This window comes from Bradyrhizobium diazoefficiens (genome assembly GCF_016616885.1).
GTDB classification, from domain to species: Bacteria; Pseudomonadota; Alphaproteobacteria; order Rhizobiales; family Xanthobacteraceae; genus Bradyrhizobium; species Bradyrhizobium diazoefficiens_F.
This window is the reverse complement of the sequence record NZ_CP067102.1, coordinates 4,001,128-4,022,840: the sequence shown is the minus strand read 5'-3', so window position 1 is coordinate 4,022,840 and position 21,713 is coordinate 4,001,128. Positions and strand designations below refer to the sequence as shown.

Annotated in this window: 17 protein-coding genes and 2 tRNA genes; 6 read left to right on the top strand and 13 right to left on the bottom strand. The window is 63.5% G+C overall.

Annotation, left to right across the window (positions count from 1 at the left end; genetic code table 11):
* Position 1 precedes the first annotated feature (1 nt).
* Positions 2–976, top strand: coding sequence for a cation diffusion facilitator family transporter (locus JJC00_RS18590; RefSeq protein ID WP_200473904.1), 975 nt, complete (start codon positions 2–4; stop codon positions 974–976).
* Positions 977–979: 3 nt separating this feature from the next.
* Here the strand turns inward: JJC00_RS18590 and JJC00_RS18585 are convergent, their stop codons facing one another.
* Positions 980–1,843, bottom strand: a complete 864-nt coding sequence (locus JJC00_RS18585; protein WP_200474153.1) for a class I SAM-dependent methyltransferase — start codon at positions 1,841–1,843, stop codon at positions 980–982.
* Positions 1,844–1,986: 143 nt separating this feature from the next.
* Here JJC00_RS18585 and JJC00_RS18580 point away from each other — a divergent pair, with 143 nt between their 5' ends.
* Complete coding sequence (locus JJC00_RS18580) at positions 1,987–3,192, top strand: IS481 family transposase (protein WP_200469653.1); 1,206 nt, start codon at positions 1,987–1,989, stop codon at positions 3,190–3,192.
* 263 nt (positions 3,193–3,455) lie between these two features.
* Here JJC00_RS18580 and JJC00_RS18575 read toward each other — a convergent pair.
* The 7 genes from JJC00_RS18575 to JJC00_RS18545 all read right to left on the bottom strand — a co-directional run bounded on the left by JJC00_RS18575 (position 3,456) and on the right by JJC00_RS18545 (position 11,119).
* Positions 3,456–3,532 (bottom strand) — tRNA-Val (locus JJC00_RS18575).
* A gap of 65 nt (positions 3,533–3,597) precedes the next feature.
* The gene (locus JJC00_RS18570) at positions 3,598–4,002 is read right to left on the bottom strand and encodes a GFA family protein (protein ID WP_200473903.1); all 405 of its coding nucleotides are present in this window, start codon (positions 4,000–4,002) and stop codon (positions 3,598–3,600) included.
* A gap of 74 nt (positions 4,003–4,076) precedes the next feature.
* Positions 4,077–6,500 carry an endopeptidase La gene (gene lon / locus JJC00_RS18565; protein WP_200473902.1) on the bottom strand — a complete coding sequence of 808 codons (2,424 nt, stop codon included), beginning with the start codon at positions 6,498–6,500 and terminating at the stop codon, positions 4,077–4,079.
* 324 nt (positions 6,501–6,824) lie between these two features.
* On the bottom strand, positions 6,825–8,096 hold the full coding sequence (gene clpX / locus JJC00_RS18560) for an ATP-dependent Clp protease ATP-binding subunit ClpX (protein WP_018320118.1): 1,272 nt from the start codon (positions 8,094–8,096) through the stop codon (positions 6,825–6,827).
* 473 nt (positions 8,097–8,569) lie between these two features.
* Positions 8,570–9,202 carry an ATP-dependent Clp protease proteolytic subunit gene (locus JJC00_RS18555; RefSeq protein ID WP_200473901.1) on the bottom strand — a complete coding sequence of 211 codons (633 nt, stop codon included), beginning with the start codon at positions 9,200–9,202 and terminating at the stop codon, positions 8,570–8,572.
* A gap of 293 nt (positions 9,203–9,495) precedes the next feature.
* Entirely contained in the window at positions 9,496–10,854 is a 1,359-nt protein-coding gene (tig, locus tag JJC00_RS18550) for a trigger factor (protein WP_200473900.1), read from the bottom strand.
* Between the two features lie 180 nt (positions 10,855–11,034).
* Positions 11,035–11,119: transfer RNA gene (locus JJC00_RS18545), tRNA-Leu, on the bottom strand.
* A gap of 154 nt (positions 11,120–11,273) precedes the next feature.
* On the opposite strand from JJC00_RS18545, the gene JJC00_RS18540 reads away from it, so the two are divergent.
* Positions 11,274–12,578: a multicopper oxidase family protein gene (locus JJC00_RS18540; protein ID WP_200474152.1), complete on the top strand. Its 1,305-nt coding sequence runs from the start codon at positions 11,274–11,276 to the stop codon at positions 12,576–12,578.
* 1 nt (position 12,579) lies between these two features.
* Here the strand turns inward: JJC00_RS18540 and JJC00_RS18535 are convergent, their stop codons facing one another.
* The gene (locus tag JJC00_RS18535) at positions 12,580–13,023 is read right to left on the bottom strand and encodes a GNAT family N-acetyltransferase (RefSeq protein ID WP_200473899.1); all 444 of its coding nucleotides are present in this window, start codon (positions 13,021–13,023) and stop codon (positions 12,580–12,582) included.
* The gene (locus tag JJC00_RS18530; RefSeq protein WP_200473898.1) at positions 13,023–14,522 is read right to left on the bottom strand and encodes an NAD(P)H-hydrate dehydratase; all 1,500 of its coding nucleotides are present in this window, start codon (positions 14,520–14,522) and stop codon (positions 13,023–13,025) included. Before JJC00_RS18530 ends, JJC00_RS18535 begins: the two co-directional genes overlap by 1 nt.
* Positions 14,523–14,902: 380 nt before the next feature.
* Between JJC00_RS18530 and JJC00_RS18525 the strand changes: the two genes are divergently transcribed.
* Positions 14,903–15,241, top strand: coding sequence for a P-II family nitrogen regulator (locus JJC00_RS18525; RefSeq protein ID WP_007603495.1), 339 nt, complete (start codon positions 14,903–14,905; stop codon positions 15,239–15,241).
* 150 nt (positions 15,242–15,391) lie between these two features.
* The gene (gene glnA, locus JJC00_RS18520) at positions 15,392–16,801 is read left to right on the top strand and encodes a type I glutamate--ammonia ligase (protein ID WP_200473897.1); all 1,410 of its coding nucleotides are present in this window, start codon (positions 15,392–15,394) and stop codon (positions 16,799–16,801) included.
* Positions 16,802–16,980: 179 nt separating this feature from the next.
* Here glnA and JJC00_RS18515 read toward each other — a convergent pair whose 3' ends face one another.
* From JJC00_RS18515 to JJC00_RS18505, 3 genes are all read right to left on the bottom strand, one after another.
* Positions 16,981–17,742: a slipin family protein gene (locus JJC00_RS18515; protein ID WP_200474151.1), complete on the bottom strand. Its 762-nt coding sequence runs from the start codon at positions 17,740–17,742 to the stop codon at positions 16,981–16,983.
* A complete protein-coding gene (locus JJC00_RS18510; protein ID WP_433996531.1) occupies positions 17,739–19,112 on the bottom strand; it encodes an NfeD family protein in 1,374 nt (457 codons plus the stop codon). The genes JJC00_RS18515 and JJC00_RS18510 overlap by 4 nt, the downstream gene beginning before the upstream one ends.
* 441 nt (positions 19,113–19,553) lie before the next feature.
* Positions 19,554–20,327, bottom strand: coding sequence for a gamma-glutamyl-gamma-aminobutyrate hydrolase family protein (locus JJC00_RS18505; protein ID WP_200473895.1), 774 nt, complete (start codon positions 20,325–20,327; stop codon positions 19,554–19,556).
* A gap of 243 nt (positions 20,328–20,570) precedes the next feature.
* Here JJC00_RS18505 and JJC00_RS18500 point away from each other — a divergent pair, with 243 nt between their 5' ends.
* Positions 20,571–21,710, top strand: a complete 1,140-nt coding sequence (locus tag JJC00_RS18500) for an AI-2E family transporter (protein ID WP_200473894.1) — start codon at positions 20,571–20,573, stop codon at positions 21,708–21,710.
* The last annotated feature ends 3 nt before the right edge of the window (positions 21,711–21,713 follow it).

Here is a 21,713-nt window from a genome sequence, read left to right as displayed (position 1 = left end):
TTTGGCCAGCCACGACCATCACGGTCATCACCACCATGATCACGGCGATCATGGCCACGACCACGGCCATTCCCATGGTCATGGACGCGCGCATGTCCATGCGCCCGCCAATTTCGGCAAGGCGTTTGCGATCGGAATCACCCTCAACACCGCGCTGGTCGTGGCCGAGGCGGTCTACGGCTATCTCGGCAATTCCACCGCGCTGCTCGCCGATGCCGGCCACAATCTGAGCGACGTGCTCGGCTTGGTCGTGGCCTGGGGCGCCTCGATCGCGGCGCGGCGCGTGCCGAGCGGCCGCTTCACCTATGGCTTTCGCGCGTCCACCATTCTGGCGGCGCTCGCGAATGCGGTGTTCCTGCTGGTCGCAACCGGCGCGATCGGCTGGGAGGCGATTTTGCGGCTGCGCGAGCCGGAGCCGGTCGCGGGCGTCACCGTGATGGTGGTCGCCGGCATCGGCATCCTCATCAACGGCTTTACGGCCATGCTATTTGCGAGCGGCCGCAAGGACGACATCAACATCGAGGGCGCTTATCTGCACATGGCGGCCGATGCCGCGGTCTCGCTCGGCGTCGTGGTCTCGGCGGCGCTGATCATCTGGACCGGCTGGCTTTGGCTCGATCCCGTCACCAGCCTCGTCATCTGCGCCAGCATCCTCTGGGGCACCACCAGCCTGCTCCGCGGCTCCATCGACATGTCGATGGCGGCAGCGCCCAAGGGCACCGACCTCGCCGCGATCAAGGCGTTCCTGCTGGCGCGGCCGGGCGTCTCAGGGATCCACGACCTCCATGTCTGGCCGATCAGCACAACCGAGACCGCGCTGACCTGTCATCTCGTGATGCCCGCCGGCACTGTTGATGCATTCCTGATGGAGACGGCGCAGCTGCTGAAGATATCGTTCCGCATCGGCCACACCACGCTTCAGGTCGAGACGCATCCCGACAATGGCTGCGCGCTGGCGCCGGATGATGTGGTTTAGGACTCACCGACCCATCCGCGCCGTCACGATCCAGATCGCGCCCTGCAGCGCCACGCTCTGCCCCCTCAGGAACGGCGCAAGCGCCTCGCGGATCGACGCCTTGGCCGCAGCGTACGTCTCCGGCGGATGACCCTGAAGCGCACGGCTGGCGGGGCCGATCTGGAGTGAACCGTCGACGGCGGCATCGAGCCCGCCGCCAATGGCGATGTCCATGGGAAGATCATGCGGCTCCATCGCCACGTCGACGAAGCCGGCGCCTTTCAGGATGCGCATCACGCGGTCTTCGGAGGCGAACGCGAACGGGCCCGGCTCTTCCGGCCCGACCGGCGGCATCTTCGGCACGTGCTTGTAGACCGCCATCAGCGGCGCCATCATCCAGGGGTTTTCCTTCGGCTCGCGCCAGCAGGCGAACGCGAGCCGCCCCGTCGGCTTCAGCGCACGGCGAAGGTTGATGAAGGACGCAATCGGATCGGCGAAGAACATCACGCCGAAGCGTGAAGCGAGCAGATCAAAGCTCGCCGGCTCAAACGGATGCACCGTCGCATCCGCCAGCACGAAATCGAGCGGCAGTCCCTTTGGTGCAAACGCATGCGCCTGCGACAGCATCGGGTCGGAGACGTCGAGGCCGAGCGCAAAACCATCAGGCGCGACGGCTTTCGCGAATGCGACCGTGGTCGCACCCGAGCCGCAGCCGACGTCGAGAACACGCTCGCCAGGCTTCGGCTTGGCGTGCTCGATCAGCACGTCGGCAATAGGTCCGAGCAAGGTTTCCTGCGCCCCATGACGATCGGCCCAGCGCTGCCCGCTTGGGCCGTTCCAATAGGCGATCTGGTCGGCGTTCTGCTCGTGTCCGCTAGGCTGCTGCATCAGGGCCTCCCGTTCGGCGGCCTGCTTGGGCTGGCCTGCGAAGCCATCGCCCGCGACGCGAACTGAGCGGCCCGAGACATAGGTGACAAAACGTACCGGACACATGGGTTACACTTTCCGCTTTTGTTCTGCGGGAGGTGTGGATGCCGTGGAAAGCGAGTTCGGTGATGGAGGAGCGCCTGCGGTTTGTTGCCCGGCTGTTGGATGGCGAGGCAATGACGGACGTATGCCGGGATTTCGGCATATCGCGGAAGACCGGCTACAAGATCTTTGGTCGGTACAAGGAGCACGGGCTTGAGGCCCTGACGGACCGGTCGCGGCGGCCGGTCCGCTACGCCAACCAGCTGCCGCAGCAGCTCGAAAGCCTGATCGTACGCCTGAAAACCGAGAAGCCACATTGGGGAGCCCGCAAAATCCGCGAGCTCCTGGTCCGGCGGCTGGATGGTGACGTCAGGGTGCCGGCCAAGAGCACCATCCATGCCGTGCTCGACCGCCAGGGCCTGGTCAAGCGCGCCCGTGAACGGAAGACCCCGGCGCAGGGCACGCGGTTGTCGGCCGCGGTTGCGCCCAATGACCTCTGGTGCGCCGACTTCAAGGGCGAGTTCAAGCTCGGCAATGGGCGCTATTGCTACCCACTCACCGTGACCGATCAGGCTTCGCGGTTCTTGCTCATGTGCGAAGCTCTGGAGTCGACGCGAGAGGAACTGGCAGTTACGGCGTTCGAGCGGCTGTTTGCCGAACGCGGGCTGCCGCTGTCGATCCGCTCCGACAATGGCGTACCGTTCGCCAGCCCCAATGCGCTGTTCAACCTGTCAAGGCTCTCGGTCTGGTGGCTTCGTCTCGGCATCGCCATCGAACGCATCAAGCCTGGCCATCCGCAGCAGAATGGCCGTCACGAGCGCATGCACCTGACGCTGAAGAAGGAGGCGACCCGGCCGCCAGGCTCGAATATTCTGCAACAACAAGACCGCTTCGATGCCTTCGTTCACGAATTCAACACGGAAAGACCGCACGAGGCGCTCGACATGAAGTGTCCGGCGGAATTGTATGCGGCTTCACCGCGCCACTATGACGGCTTGCCCGAACTGTCCTATCCATTCCATGACCGCGACGTCCTCGTCACGGCCTGCGGACGGCTCTGCCTGCATCGCAAGAGGATCAACATCTCGAGCGTGCTGGCCGGCCAGAAGCTCGGCATCAAGGAAGTCGACGATGGCATTTGGCTCGTCAGCTTCATGCACTACGATCTGGGATACTTCGACCTCGAGCAAAAGACCTTGCAACCCCTCGACAATCCATTCGGCCCGAAGCCCGTCACCGATGTTCCCGGTACGACATTGTCGCTCTGACCGAGATGCACTCTTGCTCATTCTTGGCATGGCAGCCACCGGCTTGGCCGCGCTGAGCCGTCAACCCCCGAAGCCCCGTAGGGGGCGCGCCCTTGGCGCGCGGGCTTGACGGCGAAAGTGCGGGCCGAGCAATAATGGCCATGCCAACGAATGCGTGGAGTGAGTGACCCTGCAACCCTTCGACAACCCGTTCGGCACGAGGTTGTCACCCATGTCTTAGGTACGACCTGTTACCTATGTCTCCGGGCTGGACAAACAAAGGCTGGTGGGCGGTCACGGATTCGAACCGCGGACCCTCTCGGTGTAAACGAGATGCTCTAACCAGCTGAGCTAACCGCCCCACGGCGCTTCTTTATCCCCACCTGCCCTGTGCGGGCAAGTACGGAACGAGGGTCCTCAGGGCCCTCAATCCCCCGGCCGGCCCGGCAGCAGCGGCACGGCGTCGATCCACACCGCGGCCGACTGGCACCAGATCTGCCTGACCGGGCGCAATTTGTCGCGCTGGCGGATCGAGCCCCAGCGGATGCCCCAATCGTCGGCCTGGTCGCCCTCGCCGCTGGTGAACAGCGGGGAACCGCAATCGCCACAGAAGTGCTGGAAGCGCATCCGGCCGTTATCACCGCGCTTGCCATAGACTTTTGGCGCGCCGCCGGTGACGTGCACATCGGCCTTGGAGCAGATCGCGGTCACCCGGAATGGCGAGCCCGTCAGGGTCTGGCAGTCGCGACAATGACAGACCGACACCGTCTCGGGGTCGATCTCGGCTTCAAAGGTGATCTTTCCGCAATGGCATTGCCCGTCGACCAGCATCGCGATCGTCCCTTCTTCCCTCCAAAAAAACGGCGCCCGAAGGCGCCGTTTTATCATTTTTTCGAATTGCGATCTCAGTGAGCGGTCAGGCCGCCGGCGGCTTCGTCGCCGTCGGGCTTCACCGTCACCTTGGTGTCCTCTTCCCAGACGATCGGCACGGGCTTCCGCACCAGAGCCTTGGCGACGACGTCATCCAGACGGGAGACCGGGATGATCTCCATGCCGCCTTTGATCGCATCGGAAATCTCCGTGAGATCCTTGGCGTTGTCCTCGGGGATCAGCACCGTCTTGATGCCGCCGCGGGCCGCAGCCAAGAGCTTCTCCTTCAGACCGCCGATCGGCAGCACGCGACCGCGCAGCGTGATCTCGCCGGTCATCGCGACATCATGGCGGACCGGAATGCCGGTCATAACCGAGATGATCGCGGTGGCCATCGCCACGCCCGCCGACGGACCGTCCTTTGGCGTCGCGCCCTCAGGCACGTGCACGTGGATGTCGCGGCGGTCGAACAGCGGCGGCTCGATACCGTAGACGATCGCGCGGGAGCGGACGTAGGACGCCGCCGCCGAGATCGATTCCTTCATCACGTCGCGCAGATTGCCCGTGACCGTCATCTTGCCCTTGCCGGGCATCATGACGCCTTCGATGGTCAGCAGCTCGCCGCCGACGTCGGTCCAGGCCAGGCCGGTGACGATGCCGACCTGCGCCTCGCTCTCGATCTCGCCGAAACGGTACTTCGGCACGCCGAGCAACTCTTCCAGAGTCTTCTCGGTGACCTTGACCGACTTCTTCTTGGAGATCATCAGCTCCTTCACCGCCTTGCGGGCGAGCGTGGAGAGCTCACGCTCCAGATTACGCACGCCCGCTTCTCGGGTGTAGCGGCGGATCAGAAGCAGCAGCGCGTCGTCGTCGATCGAGAACTCCTTGGAGTCCAGGCCGTGCTTGGACACCGCGGTCGGGATCAGATGCTTGCGCGCGATCTCGACCTTCTCGTTCTCGGTGTAGCCGGCGATCCGGATGATCTCCATGCGGTCCATCAGCGGGCCCGGAATATTCAGCGTATTCGCGGTCGTGATGAACATGACGTTCGACAGATCGTAGTCGACCTCCAGATAGTGGTCGGCAAACGTCCCGTTCTGCTCGGGATCGAGAACCTCGAGCAAAGCCGAAGACGGATCGCCGCGGAAATCGGCACCCATCTTGTCGATCTCGTCCAGCAGGAACAGCGGATTGGACGACTTCGCCTTCCGCATCGACTGGATGATCTTGCCGGGCATCGAGCCAATATAGGTGCGGCGGTGGCCGCGGATCTCGGCCTCGTCACGCACGCCGCCGAGCGACACGCGCACGAACTCGCGGCCGGTCGCCTTCGCGATCGACTTGCCGAGCGAGGTCTTGCCGACGCCGGGAGGTCCGACCAGGCACAGGATCGGGCCCGTCAGCTTGTTGGCGCGCGACTGCACCGCGAGATACTCGACGATACGTTCCTTGACCTTCTCCAGCCCGTAGTGATCCGAGTCCAGAATGGCCTGCGCCGCTTCCAGATCCTTCTTCACCTTGGACTTCTTGTTCCACGGGATCGACAGCAGCCAATCCAGATAGTTGCGCACGACGGTCGCTTCCGCGGACATCGGCGACATCTGGCGCAGCTTCTTCAATTCATGCTGCGCCTTCTCGCGCGCTTCCTTGGAGAGCTTGGTCTTGGAGATCTTCTCTTCGAGATCGGCGAGCTCGTCGCGACCGTCGTCGTCGCCGAGTTCCTTCTGAATCGCCTTCATCTGCTCGTTGAGATAATACTCGCGCTGGGTCTTCTCCATCTGGCGCTTGACGCGCGAGCGGATGCGCTTCTCGACCTGCAGCACCGAGATCTCGCTCTCCATCAGGCCCAGCACCTTCTCCAGGCGCGTGGTGACGGACAGCGTCTCCAGGATTCCTTGCCGGTCCGCGATCTTGACGGCGAGATGCGAGGCAACGGTGTCGGCGAGCTTGGCGAAATCGGTGATCGCCTGCACGACGCCAACGACCTCGGCCGAGATCTTCTTGTTGAGCTTCACATAGCTCTCGAAGTCGGACACGACCGAGCGCGACAGCGCTTCGGCCTCGACCGACTTCGCATCGGTGTCGGCGAGCGCAATTGCGGTGGCCTCGTAATAGTCGGCGCGATCGGTGTATTTCTGCACGCGCGCACGCTCGAGCCCTTCGACCAGCACCTTCACGGTGCCGTCGGGAAGCTTCAAGAGCTGCAGCACGCTTGCAAGCGTACCGGTCTCGTAAATGGCATCGGGCGCCGGATCATCGTCGGACGCGTTCTTCTGCGTCGCGAGCATGATCAGCGCGTCGTTCTTCATCACCTCTTCGAGCGCGCGGATGGACTTCTCGCGACCGACGAAGAGCGGAACGATCATGTGCGGGAAGACGACGATATCGCGCAGCGGCAACACCGGATAAGCGTGCGTCTCACCATGGACGATGGTTGGCCGGGGTTTTGGATTAGTCATGGCCTTTTCCTTTTGCTTTGCCCCCTCGCACGCAGTCCGCTTCTCTCATGCGCAACCGCCACAAGGTGCCGAGGTGATCCACAAAACCGGTCTACCACGCGAAGGTTGGACCGGGCTTGCCGGATCGGAACTGAGGCGAATCTTTAACAGAATTCTCGCTCGCCGCCGACATTAGGTGGCTATCGACCCGGGGGGTGTCAAGTCATTGAAAAACACGCGCCATCAGGCGCTTACGCACTGGGTAAGCGACGCAATTCCGGCTGCGGAGTACATGTCCGCAGCCGCTACAATGAAAGACGTTTGGAGCATTCCAGCGCCGCAAAATCAGGCGCTGGCGTTCTCGACGGCGCGATCGGACCGATCGGCGTAGATGTAGAGCGGACGCGCCGTTCCTTCCACGACTTCGCGCGAAATCACGACTTCTTCCACACCTTCCAGGCCCGGCAGGTCGAACATGGTCTCGAGCAGGATCGCTTCGAGGATCGAACGCAGACCACGCGCGCCGGTCTTGCGCTCGATCGCCTTGCGGGCAACCGCGCCAAGCGCCTCGTCGGCGAAGGTCAGCTCGATGTTCTCCATCTCGAACAGCCGCTGGTACTGTTTCACCAGCGCGTTCTTCGGTTCGGTGAGGATCTTCTTCAGCGAAGTCTCGTCCAGATCCTCGAGCGTCGCGACAACAGGCAGACGACCGACGAACTCGGGAATGAGGCCGTACTTCAGGAGATCCTCAGGCTCGACGTGACGGAAGATCTCGCCGGTCCGGCGGTCTTCCGGCGCCATCACCTGGGCCGCGAAACCGATCGAGGTCGACCGGCCGCGCGCCGAGATGATCTTCTCGAGGCCGGCGAACGCACCGCCGCAGATGAACAGGATGTTGGTGGTATCCACCTGCAGGAATTCCTGCTGCGGATGCTTGCGGCCGCCCTGCGGCGGGACCGAAGCCACCGTACCTTCCATGATCTTCAGCAGCGCCTGCTGCACGCCCTCACCCGACACGTCGCGCGTGATCGAGGGATTGTCGGACTTGCGGCTGATCTTGTCGATTTCGTCGATGTAGACGATGCCGCGCTGGGCGCGCTCGACATTGTAGTCGGCGGCCTGGAGCAGCTTGAGGATGATGTTCTCGACGTCCTCACCGACATAACCGGCTTCGGTCAGCGTGGTCGCATCCGCCATCGTGAACGGCACGTCCAGGATGCGGGCAAGCGTCTGCGCGAGCAGCGTCTTGCCGGAACCGGTCGGACCGATCAGCAGGATGTTCGACTTCGCAAGCTCGACGTCGTTGTGCTTGGTCTGATGGTTGAGGCGCTTGTAGTGGTTGTGCACCGCGACCGACAGGACCTTCTTGGCATGGCTCTGGCCGATGACGTAGTCATCGAGAACCTTGCAGATTTCCTTCGGCGTCGGAATCCCGTCGCGCGACTTGACCAACGAGGACTTGTTCTCCTCGCGGATGATGTCCATGCAGAGCTCGACGCACTCGTCGCAAATGAAGACCGTGGGACCCGCGATCAGTTTGCGAACTTCGTGCTGGCTCTTGCCGCAGAACGAGCAATATAGCGTGTTCTTGGAGTCGCTCGTGCCGACCTTACTCATTCATGTCTCCGTCCGCGGTTCGATCCCGTCCGCTCGATCGTCCCATCCCGATACGTTGTCGGGTAAAGGACTTAAATAGAGCAAATTCCGTACCAAAAAAGACCCTACGCGTTACATCCCGTGCGAATCACGGTCACTCGATTCTCCGCGATCATAGCCGATCAGTCGTAGCCAACCATGCTGTCACCCGACTATCAAGAATTCGCTAATCGGGGGGGCGCTGGCTACCCGTGACAATACCGTGATTTCACGTCTTGGCACGGGCGAAGTGATCGAAATCACCCCGGCGTTGCTGGATTGCCACGAAAAACAAGCACGAAAGCGGAACTTTCTGCCTGCCGCAGGGCGCAAAGCTGTCTTTTTGCGCCCTCGCGAAGTCGGCCGTTAACGTCAACATTGCCCTGGCGATCCCAGGGAATCCAAGAGGAATTCCAAGACGAACTCCAGGGATCGATGTTGCAGCCCCGGTCGCGTTACTGGGGCTTCGCTGCCGGCTCCTCGGCGCGCTTGTCGATGACCTTGTCGACCAGGCCGAACTCCTTGGCGTCGGTGGCGGTCAGGAACTTGTCGCGCTCCAGCGCATCCTCGATCGACTTGTAGGTCTGGCCGGTGTGCTTCACGTAGATCTCGTTGAGCCGCTTCTTCAGGTTCAGGATTTCCTGGGCGTGCAGCATGATGTCGGTGGCCTGGCCCTGGAAGCCGCCGGAAGGCTGATGCACCATGATGCGCGCGTTCGGCAGCGAGAAGCGCATGTCCTTTTCGCCGGCCGCGAGCAGCAACGAGCCCATCGACGCGGCTTGTCCCGTGCACAGGGTCGAGACCGGCGGACGGATGAATTGCATGGTGTCGTAGATCGCAAGGCCCGACGTCACCACGCCGCCCGGCGAGTTGATGTACATCGAGATTTCCTTCTTCGGATTTTCCGCCTCGAGGAACAAGAGCTGCGCGACAACCAGCGTCGACATGCCGTCCTCGACGGGTCCGGTCAGGAATATGATGCGCTCTTTCAGCAGGCGGGAGAAAATGTCGTAGGCGCGCTCGCCACGGTTGGTCTGCTCGACCACCATGGGCACGAGGTTCATGTAGGTTTCAACGGGATCGCGCATGAGTCACCTAGGGTTTTTAGAGGCCGACATCGCCAATCGTGGCTACCAGTTGGGCTGGATGTGCCGGAAGGCGGATGGACGTCCCGTGATGCAGGAAGTTGGGAGAGGTAGAACGCGTATGTACCGACAGATATAGCCCAATTCGCGCCAGACAAGTGCGGAACGAATTAAGGCTTAATCCACTGAGCCCTTTGAGGCACTTGAAGCTGATTCTCGCAAAAAGGCCCAGCCGGCCATCTGGCTAGCTGGGCCCCTTCGCTGATCATCCTTAATAGAAGACTGTCTCAAAGCCTTCAGGCTGCAGTCTTTTCCTCGTCGTCCTTGTACAGGTCCTCGCGCGAGACCTTCTTCTCGGTCACGTTGGCAAGCTCGAGGATGAAGTCGACGACCTTGTCCTCGTAGATCGGTGCACGAAGCTGGGCCAGCGCCTGGGCATTGCTGCGATAATAGTCCCAGACTTCCTTTTCGCGGCCGGGCATCGAGCGGGCGCGCTCGATCACGGCGCGGCCGACCTCGTCGTCGGTCACGGTGATCTTGTTCTTCTCGCCGATCTCGGAGAGCACGAGGCCGAGACGCACGCGGCGGTCGGCGATCTTGCGGTACTCTTCCTTCGCCTTGTCCTCGGTGGTGTCCTCGTCGGCAAAGGTCTTGCCGGCGGAGTCCATCTCGGCCTTGACCGAGTTCCACATCAGATTGAACTCCTCGTCGACCAGCGAGGGCGGCGCCTCGAAGCGATGCGCCTCGTCGAGACGGTCGAGCAGCGCGCGCTTGACGCGCTGGCGCGTTGCACCGGCGTATTCGGCAACCAGCCGCTCGCGCGCGGCTTCCTTGAGCTTGTCCAGCGATTCCAGGCCGAGCGTCTTGGCGAACTCGTCGTCGATGGTGAGATCCTGCGGCGCCTCGATCAGCGTCGCTGTGGTCTCGAACTCGGCCGGCTGGCCGGCGAGCTTCTCGCTCATGTAGTTCTTGGGGAACGACACCTTCAGCGTGCGCGTCTCGTTGGCGCCGATGCCGATCAGCTGTTCCTCGAAGCCGGGGATGAAGGTGTTGGAACCGATCGCGACCTGGATGCCCTCGCCGGTGCCGCCTTCGAAGGCTTCGCCGTTGATGGTGCCCTTGAAGCCGATGGTGACGCGGTCGCCGGAGGCAGCCTTGGCGCCCTCACCCTTGTCGGCATAGCCGCGGTTGGTGTCGGCGATGCGCTTGATCGCTTCGTCGACGTCCGAATCGGAGACGTCGGCGACGGGCTTCTCGACCTGGAAGGTCTTGAAGTCGGCAAGCGCGATGGACGGCACCACTTCGATCGCGACCGTGTAGGTCAGGTCGGTCTTGCCATTCAGCAGTTCCTCTACTTCGGCCTGCTCGGTCGGCATCGTGATCTTCGGCTCGGTTGCGAGTTTGAAGCCGCGCTCGGAGAACAGCTGGGTGTTGGCGTCGCGAATGGTCTGGTCGATGGTCTCGGCCATCACCGAACGGCCATAGACCTTCTTGAGGTGAGTAACCGGCACCTTGCCGGGACGGAAGCCGTTAAGGCGCACCTTGTCCTTGAGGTCGACGAGCTTGGCGCCAGCCTTGGCGTCGAGATCAGACGCGGGAACGCTGATCTTGAACTCGTGCTTCAAGCCTTCCGAGAGGGTTTCTGTGACCTGCATGGCGTCCAATCTTCTTCTCGTTCGGTCCCGGCACGCGCGCGTCGGGACGCTGTCATCAATCGGTCCGGCGCGCGAGGCCAGTGCCCCTGCGCCGGTGGGTTCAATCAGAACCGGCTCCATACGGAAAAACATCCGCAAGGAGCAGGCCCTTCGGTAATCCGTGCAAACGCTGAAAGCGCTTGGTGCGGGCGGAGGGACTCGAACCCCCACAACTTTCGTCACTGGAACCTAAATCCAGCGCGTCTACCAGTTCCGCCACGCCCGCGTAAATTTGCATCAAGACCGGCCGCGATGCCGCGAGCGGCGGGCTTATAGCATGTGCCCGCCTGTTCGCAGCAAAAAAATGGCCTGATGGAGGCACCCTTCAGGTAGGCACGATGGCTGGACTTATCCAGCGCGGCGTGGTCCGGATCGCGCCTATGAAACCGCGGATTTTCGACCCGAGCAGACGCGAAGTCCTGGCCGGCCTTGGGGCTTCTGCCGCGGGCCTGTTTGGCGGCGGCGCAGCACCAGTCGCGACCACCCAGCTTGCGCTCCAGGCCCGCCCCGCGACCCTGGCTTTGAAGCCGGATCAGCCCCCTGCACCGATCTGGGAGCTGGCCGCCGTCAGCCATCTCGGCAACGTCCGTCTTAGGCGCGGCGACCTCTGCGAGGTGACCTTCCGCAATACGCTGCCTGTCCCGCTTGCGCCAACCTGGTACGGCCTCAATGGCGCGGCGGTGGCCGATCCCCTGCGCGGGCGCGCGCCCACCGCGCCTGACGCGACCGAAACATCAATTATTTCAATACCAAGCGCCGGAACCCTGGTAGCCGACTTTCGCCTCTTTGAAGACCGCCTGAAGCAGCCTGCACGCCCGCTTCTTGTCGTCGCCGAGGAGACCAGCCGCATCGCCGTCGATCGTGACGAGGTCCTGCTGATCGAAGAGTGGCGCGTGAGGCCGGATGGCACCGCGTTGCCGCCGGGCCAGGATCCCAAGGACACGACCCCGCTCTACACGCTGAACGGACGAACTTCATTTGAACTCTCAGCCGCGGTCGGCGAGCGGCTGCGGCTGCGCTTCATCAACGGCTCGCAACGTTCTGTTCTGGCGATCAAATTGGAAAACCACGAGGTCCACGTGATGGCGCTGGACGGACAGCCGACCGAGCCGTTCCCGGCCCGCAACGGCGCCCTGGTGCTGGCCCCTGGCGCCCGCGCCGACGCCTTCGTCGATGCAGCCATATCGGCCGCGTTCGTGCTGCATGACGGCAAGCAGGCGAGCCCGATCGGGCACCTCACCATCTCGGGCAACCTGGAGCGACGCGCGGCCCTGCCGCCGCCACAGCCGCTGCCCTCGAATGACCTCCCCGAAAAGCTCGATCTGAAAGGCGCCCTGCGGTTCGATGTCGCGCTCGGCGCCCTCGACGCCGGATGGACACGGACCGCCAATTTCTCCACCGCCTCGGCTCCCGCCTTCCGCGCCAGGGCGGGCCGGACCATCGTGCTGGCGGTGCAGAACCCCGCCCCCATCACCATCGTCTTCCACCTGCACGGCCACCATTTCCGTTTGCTCGACCGGCTCGACGATGGCTGGAAGCCGTATTGGCTCGACACGCTCGCGATCGAACCCGGCCAGACCCAGCGCATCGCCTTCGCCGCGACCTGGCCGGGACGATGGCTGATCGAATCCGTCGTGACCGACTGGTCCGCGCCGCGGCTGGTGCGGTGGTACGGTGTGGAGTGAGCTATCGGCTCGTTCGCGTCCAGACGTACCGAGCGTCGGACTCCTTCTCCTCGTTACGCGCCCCGTCGGTCTCCTCGGCCAGGCTGAACCCGCGCGCCTCATAGAAGCGCCGCGCCGGCACGTTGCGCTGGAAGGTCCAGAGCTCGAGCCTTTCGGATGCGCCTTTGGCAATGTCGAGCAGTTCCGTGCCGACGCCGCGGCCCTGCGCGGCGGGACGAACGTAGAGCTGCTCGATCCAGCCGTCACGAAACGCGATGATCCCGCGCAGTTCATCGCCGTCGAAGCGTCCCCAGACGCGGCAGGTCGGAAAGACACGCTCGCGGTAGAACCAGTGATCCTCGTCCGGGGTGTGCAGCCCAACGAGCCACGGCATCGCCCGGTCAAACGCGGCCCGATGGACCTGCGCCGCCGCGCCCATGTCGGTGAGCGCGAGCGGCCGGAGCATCAGTACTCGATCCCGAGCGCGTTATAGATCCGCCGGTGCACGGCCGGCAGCGTCTCAGTGAGATCTTCGGCGATCAAGCCCGGCCCTGCTTCGCTTCCCGCCTCGCCGTGCATCCAGACGCCGATACTGGCGGCCTCGAACGCCGGCACGCCTTGCGCCAAGAGGCCAGCGATGATGCCGGCGAGCACGTCGCCGGCACCTGCGGTCGCGAGCCAGGGTGGCGCGTTGGCGGCGATGGTGGCCCGGCCGTCGGGCGCGGCGATGGTGGTGTCGGGGCCCTTCAAGAGCACGACGGCGCCGGAGCGTTCCGCGGCGGCGCGCACGCGCTCCAGCTTCGAGCGGCCTGGAGTCTTGTTGCTGAGGTCGGAGAACAGCCGTGGAAACTCGCCCTCGTGCGGCGTCAGCACCACCTGGGCCTCAGCCGCGGACTTGATCGACTCAAACAGCCGCTCGGGACTTGCGGCAAAGCTCGTCAGCGCATCCGCATCGAGCACGACATGGCGCCGCGCCGAGATCGCGGTGTGAACGATATCGCAGGCACGATCGCCGACGCCGGCGCCGGGGCCGATCATGCAGGTGTTATAACGCTTGTCATCGAGCAGCTCGCCGAACTCGATCACGGTGTCGACGGGTCGAACCATCACGGCGGTTAGCGCGGCTGCATTGATCGCGAGCGCATCGCGCGGGGTCGCAAGCGTCACCAGGCCCGCGCCGGCGCGCAGAGCGCCGCGAGCGGCAAGCCGCGCAGCGCCGGTCGCGGCCGCATCGCCGGAGACCGCCAGCACATGGCCGCGCGCGTATTTATGGCCGTCGATGCGCGGCACCGGGAAAGCAGCGCCCCAGAAATCCGGATCGTTCTCGAAGGTCTGTGGCGCGATCTCGTCGAGCACCTGGGCGTCGATCCCGATGTCGGCGACGCGCACGCGGCCGCAATGCATGCGACCGGGCAGCAGCAAATGCGCGGGCTTCTTGCGAAAGAAGGTGACGGTCTCGGTGGCGTTCACCGCGACGCCCAGCACGGCCGCGCTGGTGCCGTTGATGCCGCTCGGCAAATCGACCGCCAGCACCGGCGCGCCATTGGCATTGATCGCCTCGATCATCGCGCGCGCCTCGCCGTCGATGGGACGGCTCAAGCCCGCGCCGAACAGCGCGTCGATGATCAGCGCAGGTCTTCCGATCGCCTGCGGATTGAACGGCAACACCGGTTGCTTCCAGCCGCGGGCGGCGGAGGCTGCGTCGCCCTGAAGCTGGTCGCGCTCGCACATCAGGATGACCGAGACCTCGCGGCCTTGCGCGGCGAGTTCGGCGGCTGCGACAAAACCGTCACCGCCATTGTTGCCGGGGCCGGCCACGATCAGGATCGACCCCTCCTCGACCAGCGCGTTGGCGGCTTCGGCGACCGCCTGGCCTGCGCTCAGCATCAGCTTGAAGCCAGGCGTGCCGGCCGTGATGCTGAGTTGATCAGCCCGCTGCATTTCCGCGGTGGTTAGAACTTCCATGCCACTTCCCTGGTCTTAAACGCCTTTTCAACAGGCACGTTCCGCGCCGATCCACCCCGCGGAGCAACGAACTGCACAGATATTGAACCGTTTGCCTATTTCGTAGTCTGCGGTATTTTGGGTCGATCGGCTCCACCTATCAGAGATGCTCGTTAAAAGGCTGATAACGCTCCATTAATCAGGGCATTTGCAACTTGGCATAGACCCTGCTTTCGAGGAAGCCGCTTCGGTTCGTCGTGCTCACTGACATTATCTGGGTGTGGCCGGCCGTTGTTGCCGGGCTGGTCAGGTCCCGGCATAGCGAAGACAAAATCGTGCGTGAGATAAAGCGCATCCTGACGAAGACGTTGCTATTTGATCGAAAGGCCGGGAGGCGCGCAGTGAAGAAAATCGAAGCCATCATCAAGCCGTTCAAGCTCGACGAGGTGAAAGAAGCGCTGCAGGAAGTCGGCCTTCAGGGCATCACCGTGACCGAGGCCAAGGGTTTTGGCCGCCAGAAAGGCCACGCCGAGCTGTACCGCGGCGCAGAATACATCGTCGACTTCCTGCCCAAGGTGAAGATCGAGATCGTCATCGGCGACGACCTGGTCGAGCGCGCGATCGACGCGATCCGCCGCGCCGCGCAAACCGGACGCATCGGCGACGGCAAGATTTTCGTCTCCAACATAGAAGAGGCGATCCGCATCCGAACCGGCGAATCCGGGCTGGACGCTATCTGAGCCGGGTGCTATCCCGAATCTTGCGACACTCTGAAAGAAAAAAGGCTGCTTCGGCGGCCTGATTTCGTTTGTGCGGTTGCGCCAACTCGCCGAAAGCGAGAACGAATCTGCTCATCTGGAAACCGACCCGCAGAGCCAAAAGGGGTATGCATGAAGACCGCCAAAGACGTCCTGAAATCGATCAAGGACAACGACGTCAAATACGTCGACCTGCGCTTCACTGATCCGCGCGGCAAGTGGCAGCACGTGACGTTCGACGTCAGCATGATCGATGAGGACATTTTCGCCGAAGGAACGATGTTCGACGGCTCCTCGATCGCCGGCTGGAAGGCGATCAACGAGTCCGACATGTGCCTGATGCCCGATCCGGTGACCGCGACGATCGATCCGTTCTTCGCCGAGACCACCATGGTCATCACCTGCGACGTGCTCGAGCCGACCACCGGCGAGCCGTACAACCGCGACCCCCGTGGCATCGCCAAGAAGGCCGAAGCCATGGTGAAGTCGATGGGCGTGGGCGACACCGTCTTCGTCGGCCCCGAAGCCGAGTTCTTCGTGTTCGACGATGTTCGCTTTTCGAGCGGCCCCTACAACACCGGCTTCAGGCTCGACTCCTCGGAGCTGCCGACCAACACCGACACCGAATATGAAGGCGGCAATCTCGGTCACCGCATCCGCACCAAGAGCGGCTACTTCCCGGTCCCGCCGCAGGATTCCGTGCAGGACATGCGCTCGGAGATGCTGGGCGCCATGGCCAAGATGGGCGTCAAGGTCGAGAAGCATCACCACGAGGTCGCTTCCGCCCAGCACGAACTCGGCATGAAGTTCGACACGCTCACGCTGATGGCCGACCACCTCCAGATCTACAAATACTGCATCCACCAGGTCGCGCACATCTACGGCAAGACCGCCACCTTCATGCCGAAGCCGGTCTTTGGCGACAACGGCTCGGGCATGCACGTGCACCAGTCGATCTGGAAGGACGGCAAGCCGGTGTTCGCCGGCAACAAGTATGCCGACCTGTCGGAGACCTGCCTCCACTATATCGGCGGGATCATCAAGCACGCCAAGGCCATCAACGCCTTCACCAACCCGTCGACCAACTCCTACAAGCGTCTGGTCCCGGGCTATGAGGCGCCGGTGCTGCTCGCCTACTCCGCGCGCAACCGCTCGGCCTCCTGCCGCATCCCCTACACCGCTTCGCCGAAGGCCAAGCGCGTCGAGGTTCGCTTCCCCGATCCGCTCGCCAATCCCTATCTCGGCTTCGCCGCGATGTTGATGGCCGGCCTCGACGGCATCAAGAACAAGATGGATCCGGGTCCGGCGATGGATAAGGACCTCTACGACCTGCCGAAGGAAGAGCTGAAGCAGATCCCGACCGTCTGCGGTTCGCTCCGCGAGGCGCTCGAAAACCTCGACAAGAACCGCGGCTTCCTCAAGGCCGGCGGCGTGTTCGACGACGACTTCATCGACGCCTATATCGAGCTGAAGATGACCGAAGTCGAGCGCTTCGAGATGACCCCGCATCCGGTCGAGTTCGACATGTACTATTCCGGCTGATCGGCTCGAACAGGAAACGGCAGGCAAAAGGCGCTCCGAGAGGAGCGCCTTTTCGTTTTGGCGCATGATCCGGAAAAGTGCGCAGCGGTTCTCCGAAAGGAGCATGCTCCAGCAATAACCTTGAGCGCGATGACGATTCATCCCAATCTCATCGCGCTTGAGGCTGCAGGACCTCCCGGCTACGGTTGCTCACGCCGCGGCATCAAATGATCGAGCAGGCCCGTCGGCAGCGGAAACACGACGGTCGACGACCGCTCGCCCGCGATGTCGTGCAGAGCCGCGAAGTAACGCAGCTGCATCGCCTGCGGCTCCTGTGCCAGAATGCGGCCGGCCTCGACGAGCTTTTCGGCGGCCTGCTGCTCGCCCATGGCGTTGATCACCTTGGCGCGCCGCAACCGCTCCGCCTCGGCCTGCTTCGCAATCGCGCGTATCATCGTTTCATTGATGTCGACGTCCTTGATCTCGATACCCGTGACCTTGATGCCCCAGACGTCGGTCTGCTTGTCGAGGATCTCCTGGATGTCGGCGTTCAGCTTGTCGCGTTCGGCCAGCATCTCGTCGAGATCGTGCTTGCCGAGCACCGAGCGCAGCGTGGTCTGGGCGAGCTGGCTGGTCGCGGCCATGTAATCGCCAACCTTGATGATGGCGCGCTCGGGATCGACGATACGGAAGTACAGCACGGCGTTGACCTTGACCGAGACGTTGTCGCGCGAGATCACGTCCTGGGGCGGCACCACCTGCACCATCACCCTGAGATCGACCTTGACGAGCTGCTGCACGACCGGAATGAGGATGACGAGGCCCGGCCCCTTCACCCCGGCGAAGCGGCCGAGCGTGAAAATGACGCCGCGCTCGTATTCCCTGAGAATGCGAACGGCCTGGGTGAGAAACATGACGACGAGCAGCGCAAGCACCGCATAGATCGAATATTCAATCATCAGAGTTGACCTCCCTCGCCACCGGCCGGGCTCGGACGCCGGACCACCAGCGTTAAATCGACGATATTGGCGACCTCGACCGTCTCGCCCGGCCTGAAGCTGTCGGCGCCGCGCGCCTGCCAGCGTTCGCCATGCGTAAAGACGTGACCTTCGGTCTCGTTCCAGTCGAGGACCTGGGCGGACAGGCCGCGCATGGCTTGCGCGCCGACCCGGGTCGGGGCGTTGCGGGCGCGCCTGAGCGCGCCGAGCACGACGAGAACAAAGCCGGTGAACATCGCCGCGACGACGGCAATGACCGACCATGACAGCCGGTAGCCTGGCGCTTCGACCCGGACCAGCATGAGCGCTCCCAGCACGAAGGCGACGACGCCGCCAAGACCAATCACCACGGTTGGACTGAACGCCTCGATGGCCAGCAACGCGATCCCGACGAGCATCAAGCCGAGGCCCGCATAGTTGATCGGCAGCAGGTTGAGGGCATAGAGGCCGACCAACAGGCAGATCGTCCCGACCACCCCCGGGGCGACCGCACCGGGCGACACGAACTCGAAGATCAGGCCGTAGATGCCGACCATCAGGAGAATGAAGGCAACGTTGGGATCGGTGATGACCGCCAGAAATCGGGAGATCCATCCGGGGTCGACGACTTCGACCACGGCGTCCTTCGTCGCGAGCCGCTGCGTCTTGCCGCCTGCGACCTCGACCACGCGACCATCGATCTGTCTGAGCAATTCGGCCGGATCGCGCGCGACGAGATCGATGACCTTTTCCTGCAACGCGCCGTTGGCCGAGAGCGTGGCCGCTTCACGGACCGCCTTCTCGGCCCAATCGGCGTTGTGATTGCGCAACTCGGCAAGGCTGCGGATGAGGGCGACAGCATCGTTCGTCACCTTTGCCGTCATCGCGTCTTTCGGCTCAGCCGTCTTGTCCTTGCTGTCCTTGTCGGGTGTGCCGCTCGGCAGGCCCGGGAGCGGACCGCCAATCTGCACCGGCGTCGCGGCACCGAGGTTGGTACCGGGCGCCATCGCCGCGATATGGGTTGCATAAAGAATGTAGGTCCCCGCGCTCGCCGCATGAGCGCCCGAGGGCGCGACGTATCCCACCACGGGAACGGAAGAACCCAGCACATCCGCGATGATCTCACGCATGCTCGAGTTGAGACCGCCGGGCGTGTTCATTTTCAGAATCACGACCTCGGCGCGCCGCGCGGCTGCCGTGGCCAAGGCCTCCTTCACGTAGCTCGCCGACGCCGGTCCGATGGCTCCGTCGATCGTGACAGTGACTGCAAGACGGCCGTTCTCCTCCGCCGCTCCGGGACGGAGGCAGAGAGCAAGAGCGACGACGCCGATCGCCGCTATGAGGGCCGCCTTCATGATCCACACGGCAAGGGCTCCCTTGCCAGACATATGGTGGTCGGTTCGCGAACCTCAATGCGGCAGCATGGGTTGCTGCGATTGTGCAATGCAATGGATGGGATCGAAATGCATCGGCCGCGCGCCGTCAGCTACACCGTCGCACCGTAGAGATGTATGTCGGGCCCCGGCACCGTCGATTTTCGTTCTGCATCTGACTCCACTTCGTTCTCAAAGAACGAATCGGAATCGCGAAAATCGGCGCGTCCCAATCGTTGCTGATTGGTTTATTCAGTCCGAGATATTGCCGTCACCACCGGCGACCATTTCACCAGCCGCAACGGTCAATCTGCAAATCATCGGGATGCAATTCCAGCTCGAAAATTCAAAGGAGAAATGGCGCTCAGCCGCACGTCCGGCTCCACTGCGCTCGCAATGTCGACGTGGCCAAAAGATCTGCGCCTACGCCACTGCCCTCTGCTTCGCCACCATCGCCTCGCCAAACGCCTCGAACAGTTTCCGATTGATCGGATTGCGCTGCGGGTCGTATTCGGCGTGCCATTGCACACCGAGTGCGAAGCTCGCCGCTTCCGCGATGCGGATCGCCTCGATGGTGCCGTCCTCGGCCACGCCTTCGATCAGCACGCGCCTGCCGGGATCCAGAATGCCCTGCCCGTGCAGTGAATTGACCCGGATCTTCTCGCAGCCGAGGAGCTTTGCGAATGCGCCGCCCGGCGTAAGGTCGACGTCGTGACGGTCGGCGAACACGACGGTCGGGTCGGGATGGATCTCGCCATTCTCGAGCCTGGGCATGCGGTGGTTCATGCGGCCCGGGATTTCGCGGATCTCGGGGTGGAGCGAGCCGCCGAAGGCGACATTCATCTCCTGCAAGCCCCGGCAGATGCCGAACAGCGGAATGCCGCGGGCGACGCAGGCGACCGAGAGCGCCAGCGCGACCTCATCGCGGTGGATGTCGTAGGGCTCGTGCTTCTCGCAGGGGTCGACGTTGAAGCGGGTCGGGTGCACGTTGGCGCGGGCCCCGGTAAGCACGATGCCGTCGACCGTATCGAGCAGTGCGGCGATATCGGTGATGTCGGGCGAGCCCGCGAACATCATCGGCAAGCCGCCGGAAACCTCGGCCACGGCGCGCAGATTGCGCTCGCCGACCATCTGCACCTGAAATCGATTTTCGATGCGACTGGCGTTCCCGATCACGCCGACGACCGGCTTTCTCATCTCCCGTTCCGACCTCCCACGTTAAGAAGATTCTCCAAACATGCCCCTCGGATGGAACAAATTCAACAGAGGGGATCGCGGGACGGCAATGCTATTTTCGCGCAAATGCTCGCCGAGGCACCCTGCGCGCCCGCGGCGGTGGCCCCTGGGGCCCGGGCGCTTCAATCCGGCGCACGGGCCAGGCTTGATCTCCGGTCAGATTTCACGAAAGAGTGCCCCGGCCCGCTCCGAAAAGGACATGATGTGACCATCTCCAGAGATGAACAGCCCAAAACCCGCTCCGATCTGGCCTGGGCGATTACCGTCGGCGGCGTCGGGGTGGTGCTGTTCACCGCCGCACTGGTCTTCACCTGGTATTTTGCGGCCACCCTGCTCCTGATCTTCACCGGCATGCTGCTCGGCGTCGGCCTGAACGCGCTGACCACTGCGCTCGGACGCCGTGTGCACCTGCCGCACGCGGTGCGGCTTGCGATCGTCTGCATCGTGCTTGCGGTGCTGCTCGCTGGCGTCGTCTATCTCGGCGGCGCGACCATCGCCGAGCAGGCCGCGGTGCTCAGCAGCACCATCAAGTCGCAGATCTCGCATGTCAGGTCGTTCCTGGAGAACCACGGCATCGACACCAGCTTCTTCGATTTCGGCAACGGTCCATCTGACGCCGCGGCCAATGCGCCGTCGGACTCGACGCCTTCGCCGGCAACGCCCCCGCGCGCTCCGTTGCCCGGCGCCGGCGCGCTGGCCTCCAGCGGCGGAGCGATCGTGAGCCAGACCTTCAAGCTGCTGCTCGGCACCATCCACGGTGTGGGAAACATCTTCATCGTGCTGTTTCTGGGGTTGTCCTTCGCCGCGCAGCCCGGCGTCTATCGCGACGGGCTGCTGTTCCTCGCGCCGGCGAAACATCGCATCCGCGCCGCCGTCATCATCGACGGTATCAGCGAGACGCTGGAGCGCTGGCTGATCGCGCAGATCATCGTCATGCTTGCGGTCGGGGCGGTAACCTGGATCGGGCTTGCCATCATCGGTATCCCCGGCTCGTTCATCCTGGGGATCCAGGCCGGCCTGCTCGCCTTCATCCCCACGGTCGGCGCCATCATCGCCGGCGTCGTCGTGGTGCTGGCGAGCCTCGCCTCGGGTTGGATCCCGGCGCTATCGGCGCTGATCCTGTTCCTCGGCGTGCACGCGATGGAGAGTTACGTGCTGACGCCGATCCTCCAGCGCCAGGCGCTGGACATCCCGCCGGCCACGCTGTTCGCGTTCCAGATCCTTCTCGGCGTCGTCTTCGGAATCTGGGGCCTGGCGCTGGCGCTGCCACTCGTCGCCATCGCCAAGGTCATGATCGACCATTTCAAGGCGTATGAGGCGCCGCCTCTGGCGGAGGCGGCGTAAGCC